The sequence below is a fragment of the Sorangium sp. So ce185 genome (assembly GCF_051526825.1).
GTDB classification, from domain to species: domain Bacteria; phylum Myxococcota_A; class Polyangia; order Polyangiales; family Polyangiaceae; genus Sorangium; species Sorangium cellulosum_D.
Genome location: NZ_CP150316.1, coordinates 4,809,214 through 4,822,894 on the forward strand (window position 1 = coordinate 4,809,214; position 13,681 = coordinate 4,822,894).

Sequence of the window (13,681 nt, forward strand, 5' to 3'; positions counted from 1 at the left end):
TACCGTCTCGCCGTGACGAAGACCGGGCGGCGCAAGCAGAGACCCACGCCGCGACAGGGCGCCCCGGAGCTCACCCCGAAGAGCGTCGCGCGCATGGACGTCGGCGACGCCGTCTACCGCCTGGTGAAGCTGCTCGCCCGCCACCCCGACGAGCGCCTCGACGCGAAGGCCCGCGGCGCCCTCGAAAAGACCCTGCCCGCCCTCGACGCGCTCCGCGCGAGCCACCCGGACCACCCGCAGGTCGCGTGGGTCGCCGGCATGATCCTCCGCAAGCTCGGCCGGCTGGACGAGGCCGCGCAGCTCGCCCGCCGCGCGTTCGAGCTCGAGCCCACGTTCGCCACCGCCGTGAGCCTCGCGTACGCCCTCCGGGAGCGAGGCGACATCGACGCGGCCCAGGCCGCATTCGAGGCCGCCGCCCGCCTCGATCCCGAGGACGTCTCGGCCCGCTGCGACCTCGGCGCCATGCTCTGCGAAGCCGGCCGCACCGCCGAGGGCCTGCGCCACCTCGAGGCCGTCCTCGACGCGCAGCCGGCGCACCCCGTGGCCTTCCCGGCCTACGCCTTCCACCGCGCCGTGCGCGATGGAGACGCCTCCTGGTACGACAAGCTCGCGGCGTACGAGAAGGCGCACCCGGAGAGCGCGGGCGCCGCGCGGGCGCTCGAGCGCCTGCGCGCCGAAGGGCTCCACCACCCCGCGCCCATCGCCGTCGTCGAGGGCTTCATCGCCGGCGTCGCCGAGGCGATCGACCACCTCCACCGCGATCACGACCCGTGGCTCACCCGCTTCGGCGCCCGCGAGCACGGCTACCGCATCCTCCCGCCGCTCGCGCCGGAGGAGCTCCGCCGCATCGAGGCGTCCGCGGGCACCCGCATCCCCGCCGACTACGCGGCGTTCGTCACCCGGGTCGGCAGCGCCGGCGCGGGGCCCTACTACGGGCTCCTGCCGCTCGACGGCCCGGGGCAGCTCGAGAGCCTCACGGGCGACTTCCCGCATACGCGGCCCTACCGGCCCCAGCCGCGGGTGATGAGCGCGTCCGAGCGCGCTGCTTACCAGGCCGACGCGACGGTCCGCGGCACGATCGCCCTCGCGCACATGGGCTGCGGCTACTTCTCCGTGCTCGTGGTGCGCGGCCCGCGCGCCGGCACCGTCTGGGCCGATCTCCGCGCGGCGGGCTCGGGCCTGCTCCCGACCCACGACAGCTTCACGGCGTGGTACGGCGACTGGATCGAGGCGCTCTCGAAGGGCGCGCCGGCCGCGCTCCCGATCACCGCGCCCCGGTGCGCGGCGCCCGCGGCGCTCAGCGACTACCTGATGGAGTGGGAGCGCGAGCGAAGGCTCCCGCTCGGGGGCGCGGGCGAGGCGGGGGTCCGGCAGGCGCTGCGCGAGCTCCCCGACGGCGGGATCGCGATCCAGGCCGAGGCGTCCAGGTACTTCGACGCCGGCGATCCCGTCAGCCCCTGCCCCAGCTGCCGGCACATGTTCGAGCACTTCATCCAGAAGGACATGCTGCGTCCCGCGGCGCTGCGGCCCGGCGTGCCGCCCAGGGCCGCGCGGCGGATCCGCCCGGAGGCGTAGCGACCCGTCGGCGCGCGTCCCCCCACGCGGCGCTGCACGTCGGCGCGCGTCCCCCCACGCGGCGCTGCACGTCGGCGGCGGTCCCCCCACGGCGGATTGCGTGCCGGCGGCGGTCCCCCCACGGCGGATTGCGTGCCGGCGGCGGTCCCCCCACGGCGGATTGCGTGCCGGCGGCGGTCCCCCCACCGTGAGCTGCACGCCGGCCGCTCGGCGAGCTCCACCCACCAGGAATCCAGAGAGAGATTTCAACGCAAAGGCACAAAGGCGCGAAGGCGCAAAAAACAAAAATTCACTGCATTTTTGCGTCTTTGCGCTCTTGGCGCCTTTGCGCTCTTGGCGCCTTTGCGTCGAACTCTCTCTCCGTTCGCGAGGCAGATCCCTGGCGGGCTCTCCGCCCCGCGGTACTACCCCGCCTTCTCCGCGCGCCGCCGCCGGGCGCGCCGCGGCTCGCTCCGGGCGGCGCCGCCCTGGCTGGAGGGCTCCGGCTGCGGCGCGAACCCGATCGCCGCGAGCTCCCGCTCGCCGATCACGTCGCCCTTCGCCATGAGCGCCGCGCGGAGGAGGACCGCGCCCATCTCGGCGTCGTTGCCGGGCCACGGATGATCGAGCACGGCCTGCAACGCGCGCAGATCCAGGCCGAACGGCCGGCCCCGCAGCCGGACGCCGATGCGCGCGAGGTGATCCAGCGCGAGCGCCCGGAGGTCCTCGCCGCGCGACGACAGCGACGGCAGCGCGACCGCACGATCGCCGAGACGATCGCCGAGCCGCTCGCTCATCTGGCCGGTCGCCACCAGCGCGTCGACCGTCTGAGGCACCGCCACGACGAGCCGCACGTCGTCCGGCAGCGCCGCGCCGAGGTAGCTCTGCACCTCGGCCGGCAACGCCTGGGCGTCGAGGATGAGCAGCGTGCCCCCCTTCGCCGCCTCGATCGGCGAGCTGTCCGGATCGCGCCACAGCGTCAGCGCGGGCGGCGCGCCCTCGGCCCCCGAGGGCCCGGCGCCGCCCGCGGGCCCCGCGGAGGCGCCCCGTGCCTGCGCGAACGCCTGCGCGAACCCCTCGGGCACCGGCGCCGCGCCGTCGACGATCGCCAGCGGGCCGCCCGCACGCGCGGACGACAGGTGCACGACCGCGCCCCACGCGACCGCGTCGATCCCGGGCGCGGTCAGCAGCGTGACCGGGCCGCCCGCCTCGCCGAGCCGCTCCAGCTGCTCGATCGCCGCGCGCGCGGCGGGGCTGTAGGCCGCGGCCCGCGCCGGCCGCGAGAGCAGCGCCGCGATCGCGCGGAACCGGCCCGCGCCCTGCGCCACGGCGCGCTCGAGCCGGCTCACCTCCCGCGCGCGCTCCTCGGCCTCGCGGCGGGCGGCGACCTCCCGGCCGCGCGACCCCGACAGCATCGCCGACACCGCGATCACCGCGCCGAGCCGGTCGGCGACCGCGCGCAGGCCGCACACCTCCTCCAGCGTCATCGGCGACGCGCGCCGGCCCCGCGGGATCGCGAGCGCCCCGATCGGCCCCTCCGCGTCGTTCACCAGCGCCACCACGCCGATGTCGCGCTCGGCGAGCCACGCGAGCAGCGGCCGCACCTCCGGCCGCCGGACCTCGACCGCCTCGGCGGCCTCGACGCGCAGGACGCGCTCCGGCTCGAGCTGCGCGAGCTCGATGAGGCGCGCCGGCACCTCCGCCGGCGCGGTGTGCGCGTAGCCCGCGCGATCGACGGTCACCCGCTCGGGCGGCGAGAGCAGGTACAGCGCCGGCGGCGCCTGCCCGGCCGTGCCGGCGTCGGACGCGTCGCGCAGCGCGGAGAGCGCCGCCTCCAGCGCCGCCTCCGGCTCGGGGTTCATGGCCGCGCGCGTCGCGGCGTCGAACGCGCCGAGCCAGCGCGCCCCCTCCGGCGCGAACCGGCGCGAGAGGGCCGGCGCGGCGAGCCCGGCGAGCGCGCAGAGCGCGCACGCGCCGAACACGGCGACGCCGACCGACGACGCCGGCGCGCCGCGGAGCCCGAGATCGCCGCGCGGCGCCTCGTGCACCGCGTACACCGCGAGGAGCGCCGGCGGGGTCGCGAGCGCCGCGAGCGCCAGCGTGCGGCGGAGCGCGCGCGAGACCTGCGCGGCGTCGGCGGCCACGGTGCAGAACGCGACGCAGACCGCCGCGACCGCGCTCGTGACGGGCAGGATCGACTCGGGCGCCGCGACGCCGACGAACGCCGCCGCGAGGCCGACCGCGAGCGCGGTCGCCGAGAGCAGGAGCGCGGCCTCGACCCGGTCGGCGACGCCGAGCTCGAGCCGCCGCGCGATGCGGACGCGCGCGATCGCCACGAGCATCACCGTGAGCGAGCCGAGCGACGCCGCGGAGGTGGCGTAGTGCACGAGCAGCGGATCGAGATCCGCCGCGCGCTCGGGCGCCGCGGCGGACACGGCGGGCAGGGCGACCGCGACGGTCCAGAAGAGCGAGGCGAACGCCGCGGCGTCGAGGCGCCGCGTGCTGGGCGGGGGCTCGAGCAGCCCGCCGAGGCCCGCGATGCGCGCGAGCCCGACCAGGGCGGCCATCGACGCCGCCGCCGCGCCGAGGTTGCCGAGGGCGATCAGCGCGAGCCCGGTGGGGCCGCTCCGCGCGGCGGCGAGCATCGCGGCGCCGGTGAGGCACACGGCGGCGGCGCTGCGGGCGGCCGGCTCGATCCGGTCCTCCCCACGCGGCGGCCGCTCGACCCACCGCAGGCCGAGCGCGAGCAGCGCCGGCAGCCCGAGCAGGGCGAGCCACGCGGGCCCGTGGCCGCCGGACGCCCGGAGCGCGGCGAAGGCCGTGTAGGCGACAGCGGCCGCGGCGATCCAGAACGAGCGCCGGCGCAGCATCGCGGCGAGCGTAGCGTCTGGCCGCGGGGGCGCCAACGAGGCGGGCTCGTCGGTGGAACGACGCGCCGCCCCCGCCGCCGCCCGCGGCGTTCCGCTCCCTCAGGCCCTCACGGCGGGAGCGCCGTGATCCAGTCGCGCACGCACGTCTTCTGCTCTTCGGTCAACGGATCCATGTTGAACGGCATCCGTAGGCCGCACGGCGGGTCGTCCATGAGCTTCGTGTAGAGCGAGCTCATGTCCGGCTGGCCCGGCACGAGCACCGAGCCGCCGCACGACTGGGACGGCTGGTCCCTGTACATCGTCTCGAACCCCGCCGCCAGGACGATGCCCGCGGTCTTCGTGCCTGCGTCGTGGCAGCCTCCGTAGCCGCACGAGTTCGCGATCAGCGTCGGTGCCTCGGCGCACGTCGGGGGGCCGCCGCCGGTGGTCGCCGCGTCGCCGCCGGTGGTCGCCGCCGCGTCGCCGGTGGTCACCGCGTCACCGCCGGTCGTCGCGCTGGGTGCGCCGCCGCCGCCGGCGGCCGTCGTGGCGCCCTGGCCGTCGCCAGCGCCGGCGCCTTCGTCGCCGCCGGCGGCGTACTCGTCCTTGAAGTCCTCGTCGAGGGTCCCCGCGCAGCTGCTGAGCAGCGCGGCGCCGCTCAGCAGCGCGGCAGCGGCGAGCGCGGCGCGCCTGGAAAGGGAAGCGATGGTCGTCACGTGCTACCTCACTCTCAGTAGATGTAGGCCCCGGCGAGCCGAATTCCCAGGTACTGGTCCGTTGCCCCGCCGGCGGCGTAGTCGTCGGTGAGCTCCGGCTGGAACGACGAGAAGAACCGGGCGTATTCGACGAGCAGCCGCGCCTCGATCCCCTTCGCGACGGGGACGAGCACGCCGGCCGTCGCGCCGATGCCCTGCACGCTGGCGCCGGTGAACCGATCGTAGACCGGGCCGGACGAGAGGGGCATCAGGTAGTCGGCGCCCAGCGCCAGCGCGACCGGGCCGGCCGGGATGCGCGCGTCGAGGCCGGCGCGGAAGATCGTGTAGTCGACGTTCGGAACGGTCGCGGCGAGGGCCTCCGGCGCGTCGATCTCGAAGGTCACGAACCGGACCCCGGCGGAGATCCCGAGCACCGTCGACTCGCCGAGCGTCAGCCGCTCCCGCAGCCCGAGGTTGATGCGCTGGTAGGTCGTGCTGAGCGGGTCGCCGTCGCCCACCGCCGAGTTGAGGCCGAGCGCCCGCGCGTACCCGGCGGTGATCCCGAGGCCCTTGAGCACCGCGATGTTCGTCCCCGCGAGCGGGTACAGCTCTCCGGAGACCGACAGCGCCGGCTGACCGAAGACACTGTAGGGCCGGAGGTTCTGCGAGAGCGCATCGGAGTAGTCGAACCAGCGGCCCACGAACTCGACGCCGAGCTCGACCGAGAAGAGCGCCGAGCGGACGTCGTTGCGCTTGCGCGCCGGGCCCCCGTCGTCCTTGTCGCCCTCGGCCTTCTCCTCGCCGTCGCCGTCGCCGCCGCCGCCGTCCTCTCCCTCGCCGCCCTCTCCCTCGCCGTCGCCGTCGCCGTCGCCGCCGCCGTCCTTCTTCTCGTCGGCGGGCGGCGGCGCGATCTGCGCCAGCGTCGGGCCGAGCAGATCTTCCAGCGCCTTCTGGCGGTCGTCGTCCGAGCCGCCCAGCGGCACCGCGCCGTCCACCGCGAGGTCGCCCGCGTTCTCGTCGACGTAAACGAGGTAGACCTCTTTCTTCTTCTTCTTGTTCGTCCGCGAGACGCCGTAGATCACCCCCTCCGCCTTCACGGTCTTGCCGGCCTTGCGAATGCGGTCGAGGGCCTTCTTCCGCAGGGCCTTCATCACCACCGCGTCCCCGACGGGCTTGGTCTGGCCGGCGCCCTTCAGCGCCTTCGAGAACGCGGCAGGCTCCACGACCTCCAGCGTCTTGGGCACGATCGAGAGGATGTCCTCGCGGATCGCATCCGCGTTGGGCCCCTCGACGTGGACCGCGATCGACTTCGACGCCTTGGGGGCGGCGAGCACGACCGGCGAGACCGCGAACGTGGCAGCGGTCGCGGCGGAGAGCCCGAGGAGGATCCTCCCACAGAGGCTCAAAGACAGGGACAGCGTGGTGAACCTAGTGAGCTTGGGCACGGGCCTTTTCGTGGTGGCAGCGGCGTCGACTGAAGCTTGCACGCGCGCGAGCCTACAAGCGATGTCAGGACGGAATCCAGCATCTTGCGAAGAGATGGAGGGATCTTTCTCGCGACACGCAGTGTCGTTAAGAGACTCCGCTATGACCGGACTCGAAAGGGTTGCCGCGCCGCGCGCCCGCCTTCCTTGACCGCCTTCGATCAAGTAGAAAAGCTGTCGAGCGATGCGCGGCGCCGCGACGCAACGCATCGCAGACCAGCTCGTCCCAGGCAGAGGGCACATGGATCGGTCAAGAGGACGGCACTCCCGCGCGCGGCGCGGCCCTCGCGCCTCGCTGGGGGCCGCGACGATCGCCCTGACGGCGGCCGCCGCCTGCTCGGGCGGGTCCGGCGCCGGGGCGGACGGCGAGCCGACGCGCTGCGCGGAGATCCGGCCGGGCGCCTCGCCGCTGCGGCGGATGACGCGCTTCGAGTACAACAACACGATCCGGGATCTCCTCGGCGACGACAGCGCGCCGGCCGACGCCTTCGTGGTCGAGGAGGAGGCGCTCGGGTTCAACAACCAGGCGGCGGCGCTCGGCGTCACGCCGCTGCTCGCCGAGCAGCTCATGAAGGCGTCCGAGGCGATCGCGGCCCGGGCGGCGCGAAACATCGAGGGGCTCCTCGATGGGTGCGATCCGGCGGTGCAGGGGCCCGAGGCGTGCGCCGACGAGCTGATCGCGCGCTTCGGCAAGCGCGCGTTCCGGCGGCCGCTCACGCCGGCGGAGGGCGAGCGGTTCGCGCGGCTCTTCGCCTGGGGGAACGGCGAGCACGGCTTCTCGACCGGCGTCGAGCTCGTGATCCAGGCGATGCTCCAGTCGCCGCACTTCCTCTACCGCGTCGAGCTCGGCATGCCGGATCCGGTCGGGGACGGCGTGGTGCCGCTCTCCGATCACGAGATCGCCTCGCGGCTGTCGTACCTGCTCTGGGGCTCGATGCCCGACGACGCGCTGTTCGCCGCGGCGGACGCGGGCGAGCTCCGCACCGCCGAGCAGATCGCCGCGCACGCCCGCCGCCTGCTCGACGATCCGCGCGCCCGCGCCGCGGTCGCGAACTTCCACGCGCAATGGCTGCAGCTGTCGAACATCGACACCCTCACCAAGGACCCCGCGGTGTACCCGCACTTCCACGGCGGGCTGCCGGCGCTGCTCCGGGCGGAGACCGAGGCGTTCCTCGAGCACGTCGTGTTCGACGACGCCGCCGGCGACGTGGCGACGCTGCTGACGGCGCCGTACTCGCTGATGAACGCCGAGCTCCGCGCGTTCTACGGGCTCCCGGCGGGCCCCGCCGGGGCGCCGGACGAGCTCGCGATCGTGCCGCTCGATCCGTCGCAGCGCGCCGGCTTCCTCACCCACGCGAGCCTGCTCTCGGTGCTCGCGAAGCCGAACCAGTCCTCGCCCGTTCACCGCGGCAAGTTCGTCCGCGAGCGGCTGCTCTGCCAGATCTTGCCGCCGCCGCCGCCCGACGTGGACATCCAGCCGCCCGACGTGCGGGAGGGGATCCCGACCCGCCGGCGGTTCGAGCAGCACGCCGCGGACCCGAGCTGCTCCGGCTGCCACAAGCTCATGGATCCGATCGGCTTCGGGTTCGAGCGCTACGACGGGATCGGCCTCTACCGCGAGACCGACCAGGGCGTCCCGATCGACGCGAGCGGCGAGATCGGGGGGACCGGCGGCGCGGACGGGCCGTTCGACGGGGCGGTGGAGCTCGCGCACCGCCTCGCGGAGAGCGGCGAGGTGCGCCAGTGCGTCGCGACGCAGTGGTTCCGCTTCGGCTACGGCCGCGCCGAGCAGGCGGAGGACGAGTGCAGCATGACCCAGATCCAGGCGGCGTTCGCCGAGAGCGGTTACAACATCAAGGCGCTGCTCGTGGCGCTGACCCAGACGGACGCGTTCCGCTACCGCCGCGCGCTGCCCGGCGACGGGGGTGCGCCGTGAGCCGCGCCGCGCCGCGCCGCGCGCCGAGGAGACGCCTGGATCGCCGCACCTTCCTGCGCGGCGCGGGCGGGCTCGCCCTCGCGCTGCCGTTCCTCGACGCGATGGGCGGCTCGGCGAGCGCCGTCGATTTCCCGAAGCGCTTCGTCGTCTTCTTCACGGGCCTCGGCACCGTCAAGAGCGCGTGGGAGCCGACCGGGACCGGGGCGTCGTTCGAGCTCGGCGAGATCCTCGCCCCGCTCTCGCCCTTCCGGGAAAAGCTGCTCGTCGTCGACGGCATCAACATGGACTCGGCCTACCAGGGGCCGGGCGATCCCCACCAGCAGGGCATCGGCCAGGCCCTCACCGGCACGGAGCTCCAGGAGGGGACGCTCTTTCCGTACGCCTGCAACCCCGCGGCGCGCGTCGGCTGGGGCGGCGGCATCTCGGTCGACCAGTTCCTCGCCGCGAAGCTCGGGCAGAGCACGAAGCTCTCGTCGCTCGAGCTCGGCGTGCAGGTCCAGTACGCCAACGTCTCGTCGCGCGTCTCGTACCTCGGCCCGGGCCAGCCGGTCCCGCCCGAGGACGACCCGCGCGCGGCCTTCGACCGGCTCTTCCTCGACCTCAGCGCCGACCCCGCGGACCTCGAGCGGCGGCGCGCCCTGCGCCGCCGGGTGCTCGGCAGCGTCATGGAGGACTACGGCTCGCTCGCGAGGACGCTGGGGGGCGAGGACGGGCAGAAGCTGGAGCAGCACCTCGACGCGGTGGGCGAGATCGAGAAGCGCCTCGACGCGCCGGGGCTCCTCGGCGGCGCGTGCGCGCTGCCGGAGCTCGGCGATCCGCTCGACGTCTACGCGAACGACAACTACCCGGCGATCGGGAAGCTGCAGATGGATCTGCTCGCGATGGCGCTCGCCTGCGATCTGACGCGGGTCGCGTCGATCCAGTGGAGCTCGACGCAGGCCGGGAAGGTGTTCACCTGGCTCGGCCAGTCGGACACGCACCACTCGCTCTCGCACTCGAACGTGACCGACGAGGGCAAGCAGCAGCAGCTCATCGACATCGGGCGCTGGCACGCGGAGCAGCTCGCGTACCTGCTCGGGAAGCTCGACGCGGTGAAGGAGGGCACGGGCACGCTGCTCGACAACACGCTCATCCTCTGGTGCACCGACATCTCGGAGGGGCAGACCCACTCGCGGCACAACATGCCGTACGTGATCGCGGGCGGCGCCGGCGGGGCGCTCCGGACCGGGAGGTACGTGCGCTACGGCGGCGACGCCCACAACGACCTGCTCGTGACGCTGTGCAACGCGATGGGCGTGGACGTGTCCACGTTCGGCAACCCCGCGTACTGCACGGGCCCGCTGTCGGGCCTCCTGGCCTGAGCGCCGGGCGGGTGTTTTGGGCTTTTCGTCGCGCGCCGTTTTTGGCAAGTACGCCCGCATGGGCGGCCTGCTGTCTTCAGGGAAGCCTCGCCGCGCGCCGCGGTCGACTCGCTCGACGCGCGCGGCGTGCCTGGTCCTTCGTCTCGCGCGCCTCGCGGCGCTCTCGGCGGCCGCGTGCGGCGCGGGCGGGTGCAAGAAGCCCGCGGACGCGCCGGCGGACGCCGGGGCCCTGGCCGGCGACGCGGGCGCGGCGGCGGCGCCCGCTGCGGAGGCGGCGCCCGCTGCGGAGGCGGCGCCCGCGGCCGCGTGGCCGCCGAGCGACAAGCCGCTGCTCGGGGTCACCGCGTTCGTCGCGACCGTTTACAAAGAGCCGCGCGACACCTCGAAGAAGCTGGGCTACCTGCGCGTCGGCTCGAGGGTGCCGCGCGCCGCGGAGCCCGCCGGCACGGCCGGCTGCCCGGGCGGGTGGTACGCGATCGAGCCGCGCGGCTTCCTCTGCGTCGGCGAGGACGCGACGCTCGATCTCGACGACCCCATCCTCAAGGCCGCCGGTCCCGGGCCGAACCTGAGGAGCGCGCTCCCGTACCGGTATGCCTTCGTCCGCGCCGTGCTGCCGCTCTACCTGCGCGTGCCCACCGCCGAGGAGCAGCGGAAGTCGGAGTTCAAGCTCGACGAGCACCTCGCGTGGTTCGAGGAGAACAAGGCGACGGTGCAGCGGGTGGACCTCGGCGCGAACGACGTGCCGATCGACGCGCGGGGCGTGCCGCTGCCGGGCAAGCGGATCGGCGAGCTCGGCCTCGGGAAGAACTCGCTCGAGCTCGGCGAGGGCGCCCTGCTCGGCGGGGAGGGGGAGAACGACCCGATCCCGTTCTGGCTGGAGGGCGGCAAGCGCCTCATCCGCAACATCAGCGACTTCAAGGTCCCGGACTACGCGGTCTTCGCCGATCGCGCGCGCCGCTTCACCGGCCTGTCGCTGATCGGCTCGTTCCCGACCGGGCCGGAGTCGCTGAACCGGCGGTTCGCGATCACGACCGATCTCCGGCTCGCGCCGGCGACGAAGATCAAGCCGGACACGGGCTCGCCGTGGCACGGCGTCGAGCTGAACGACGAGCTCACGCTGCCGCTCGCGTTCGTCCGGGCGCGGAGCGCGCGCGACGTCGAGATCGAGGGGGACAAGGCGACGCCGGGCAAGGAGCTCCCGTTCCGCGAGGTCCTCCCGTTGACCGGCAGGATGCGCCGGCTCGAGGGGGTGAAGTACTACCGGACGAAGGACCAGCGGTACGTGAGCCAGCTCGACGTGGGGCTCGCGGTCGCCCCTTCCGCGTGGCCGGCGGTCGCCGAGAAGGGCGAGAAGTGGATCGAGGTCTCGATCACGCACCAGACGCTCGTCCTCTGGGAGGGCAAGCGCCCTGTCTATGCCACGCTGGTCTCGACCGGTCAGGCGGGGGTGGCCGATCCCAAGACCACGACCGCCACGGTGCGCGGCGTCTTCCGCATCCGCAACAAGCACATCACGGCGACGATGGACTCGAACGAGTCGTCGAGCGTCGGCGGTCGCCCGGAGACGACCGCGGAGGCGCCCTCGGCCTCGCGGGGCGCGAAGCCGGACAAGGGCGGCTCGTCGAAGGAGCGCGCGAAGAAGAAGCCGGGCGCGAGCGCCGCGGAGAAGCCCGAGGCGGGCCAGAAGGCGGTGCCCCGGAAGGGCGACGGGGAGTACGGGGTCACGCGGCGCCGCGGCGAGGGGACGTACGCCCTCAAGGACGTGCCGTACATCCAGTACTTCGCGAGCGGCTATGCGCTCCACGCCGCGTACTGGCACGACGTCTTCGGCACGCCGCGCAGCCACGGTTGCATCAACCTGGCGCCCATCGACGCCCACCGGGTGTTCCTGTGGACCGACCCGCCGGTGCCGCCCGGGTGGCACGCCATCAACACGGGCGAGGAGCTGGGCGAGGGGACGACGATCATCATTCATGAATGATCGGCGGTCGCCGTCGCGAGGAGAGGGGGAGGGGAGAGGGGGACTTCAGTGGGGGCAGGGGGGAGCCGTGCGGAGGAGGTCGTCGAGCGCGTCGTCGGCAGCGCCGGCGAGGCCGTCGAGCAGCGTGGCGAGGCGGTCGTGCTGCTCCGGCGTGAACGGGGGCATGCCGAAGCGAGAGCGCACGCGCGAGAGCATGAACGCTAGGCCGGCGCCGTCCTGGTAGCCGGCGACCCAGGGGCCGCGGGCGAGCTCGTCGCAGATGCGGCAAAGACGCGCCTCGAAGGCGGGGCGATCGGCGAGGGCAGCGGCGGAGGGGGCGCGCCGCTCGAAATGGTGGATCGAGGCGGCGGCCGCGGTCGGGGGGCCGTCGATGGCGGCGAGGCCGGCGCGCAGGTCGTCGAGGAGAGGGGCGAGGCCGATCCGGCGCACGAGCGCGCCGTCGAGGCACATCTCCCAGAGCACGTGGGCGAACAGCGCGAGCCGCGGCGCGCCGAGCGCGGCGCCGCGCAGCGCCTCGGCGAGGCGGCGCTCCCCCTCGACGAAGACGGGGGCGGCGTGGAACCAGCGGTCGACGGCGACGTGGTGATCGATGCCGGCCAGCACCTCGGCGACGCGCGGCGGCGGCGCGGCGGGGGGCTCGGGCGCGCGCGCGGGCTTCACGCGCCGGTCGGCCATGCGCCAGAGGTCCGGGAGCATCGCGCCGGCGCCAGCGGCGACCGAGCCGAGGTCGCGCGCGGCGAGGTGGCGATGAAGCAGGAAGTTCATGCGTTCAGGATGGCGCCGCGGCCTCCGGCGGTCGACGGTGAACCGATGCCGCGCGCCCTGCCTCGCCTGTCGCTCTTCGAGTGGAACGATTCACCGTGGTCTCCCGGTCCGCTGCGCGAGCTCATCATCGAGTCGCTGAGCCGGACGATCCGGTGGGGCGGCATGCTGCGCGGCCTGATCGCGCCGTTCCGGCGCTTCCTCGCCGCCTCGGGCGCGACCGAGGTCATCGAGCTCGGCGCGGGCGCGGCCGGGCCGTCGGAGGTGCTCATCGACGAGCTCCTCCGCGCGGGCGCGACGCCGCCGCGCTTCGTGCTCACCGACCTCCTGCCGCAGCCGGAGGCGTGGGCGGCGGCGGCCGCGCGGCACCCGTCGTACGTCGCCTTCGAGCCCTCGCCGGTGGACGCGACGCGCATCCCGCGCGCGCTCGCCGAGGGCCGCGCGCGGCTCATGATCAACGCCTTCCACCACTTCTCTCCCGAGCTCGCGCGGGCGATCCTGGCGGACGCGGTGCGCGGCTCGTCCGGCATCTTCCTGTCCGAGGGCTTCGAGCGGAACCCGCTCGGCTTCTTGCCGATGGTCCCCGTCGGCGTCGCCGCGCTCGCCGCGAACCCGCTGCTCGCGCGCCGCTCCCGGGCCGCCAAGGCGTGGCTCACGTGGGCGACCCCGATCGCCGCCGCGGCCAGCGTGTGGGACGGCGTGGTGAGCACGCTCCGCGTCTACACCGAGGCCGAGCTGCGCGAGATGGTCGCCCCGCTCGGGGACGCGTTCGCGTGGGAGTACGGCACCTACGACTTCCCGCTGTGGGGCAAGGGGTACTACTTCTTCGGCGTTCCTGCGCGATGAGCAGGCGCCGAGGGCGCTCGGCGATCCAGCGCAGGAGCCTCCGACGAGCAGCTCACCAGGGATGGACGAGGCAGCTGTATTTTTGCGGCCGGGAACGCCGGTCATTTTGTTGAATAAAAATTTGACCCGTTCCACCCACCCCCGCGCACAGGGGCGGAAGCTGGCGACGCGGTGTCTCCGACGTCGTTCCATGCGGATTCGATGGCTTCCGGC

Annotated in this window: 9 protein-coding genes; 5 read left to right on the top strand and 4 right to left on the bottom strand. The window is 74.4% G+C overall.

The window, feature by feature from the left end:
• Positions 1 to 12 precede the first annotated feature (12 nt).
• A complete protein-coding gene (locus tag WMF26_RS17700) occupies positions 13 to 1,575 on the top strand; it encodes a tetratricopeptide repeat protein (RefSeq protein WP_438001278.1) in 1,563 nt (520 codons plus the stop codon).
• A 404-nt stretch (positions 1,576 to 1,979) separates the two neighbouring features.
• Here WMF26_RS17700 and WMF26_RS17705 read toward each other — a convergent pair whose 3' ends face one another.
• The 3 genes from WMF26_RS17705 to WMF26_RS17715 form a co-directional block, all read right to left on the bottom strand.
• Positions 1,980 to 4,424 (bottom strand): hypothetical protein, encoded by a 2,445-nt coding sequence (locus WMF26_RS17705; RefSeq protein WP_437947310.1) that lies wholly within the window; start codon positions 4,422 to 4,424, stop codon positions 1,980 to 1,982.
• A 107-nt stretch (positions 4,425 to 4,531) separates the two neighbouring features.
• Positions 4,532 to 5,119, bottom strand: a complete 588-nt coding sequence (locus WMF26_RS17710) for a hypothetical protein (protein ID WP_438001279.1) — start codon at positions 5,117 to 5,119, stop codon at positions 4,532 to 4,534.
• 14 nt (positions 5,120 to 5,133) lie between these two features.
• Positions 5,134 to 6,543 carry a hypothetical protein gene (locus tag WMF26_RS17715; protein ID WP_438001280.1) on the bottom strand — a complete coding sequence of 470 codons (1,410 nt, stop codon included), beginning with the start codon at positions 6,541 to 6,543 and terminating at the stop codon, positions 5,134 to 5,136.
• Between the two features lie 280 nt (positions 6,544 to 6,823).
• On the opposite strand from WMF26_RS17715, the gene WMF26_RS17720 reads away from it, so the two are divergent.
• Genes WMF26_RS17720 through WMF26_RS17730 form a run of 3 tightly spaced genes read left to right on the top strand, consistent with a single transcriptional unit; the run spans position 6,824 to position 11,860 of the window.
• Positions 6,824 to 8,518 carry a DUF1592 domain-containing protein gene (locus WMF26_RS17720; protein WP_438001281.1) on the top strand — a complete coding sequence of 565 codons (1,695 nt, stop codon included), beginning with the start codon at positions 6,824 to 6,826 and terminating at the stop codon, positions 8,516 to 8,518.
• Complete coding sequence (locus tag WMF26_RS17725) at positions 8,515 to 9,879, top strand: DUF1552 domain-containing protein (RefSeq protein WP_438001282.1); 1,365 nt, start codon at positions 8,515 to 8,517, stop codon at positions 9,877 to 9,879. The genes WMF26_RS17720 and WMF26_RS17725 overlap by 4 nt, the downstream gene beginning before the upstream one ends.
• A 58-nt stretch (positions 9,880 to 9,937) precedes the next feature.
• Complete coding sequence (locus tag WMF26_RS17730) at positions 9,938 to 11,860, top strand: L,D-transpeptidase (protein ID WP_438001283.1); 1,923 nt, start codon at positions 9,938 to 9,940, stop codon at positions 11,858 to 11,860.
• Between the two features lie 45 nt (positions 11,861 to 11,905).
• Here the strand turns inward: WMF26_RS17730 and WMF26_RS17735 are convergent, their stop codons facing one another.
• Positions 11,906 to 12,625, bottom strand: coding sequence for a hypothetical protein (locus tag WMF26_RS17735; protein WP_438001284.1), 720 nt, complete (start codon positions 12,623 to 12,625; stop codon positions 11,906 to 11,908).
• Between WMF26_RS17735 and WMF26_RS17740 the strand changes: the two genes are divergently transcribed.
• Complete coding sequence (locus WMF26_RS17740) at positions 12,608 to 13,468, top strand: hypothetical protein (protein WP_438001285.1); 861 nt, start codon at positions 12,608 to 12,610, stop codon at positions 13,466 to 13,468. The two genes, WMF26_RS17735 and WMF26_RS17740, sit on opposite strands and share 18 nt — an antisense overlap.
• The last annotated feature ends 213 nt before the right edge of the window (positions 13,469 to 13,681 follow it).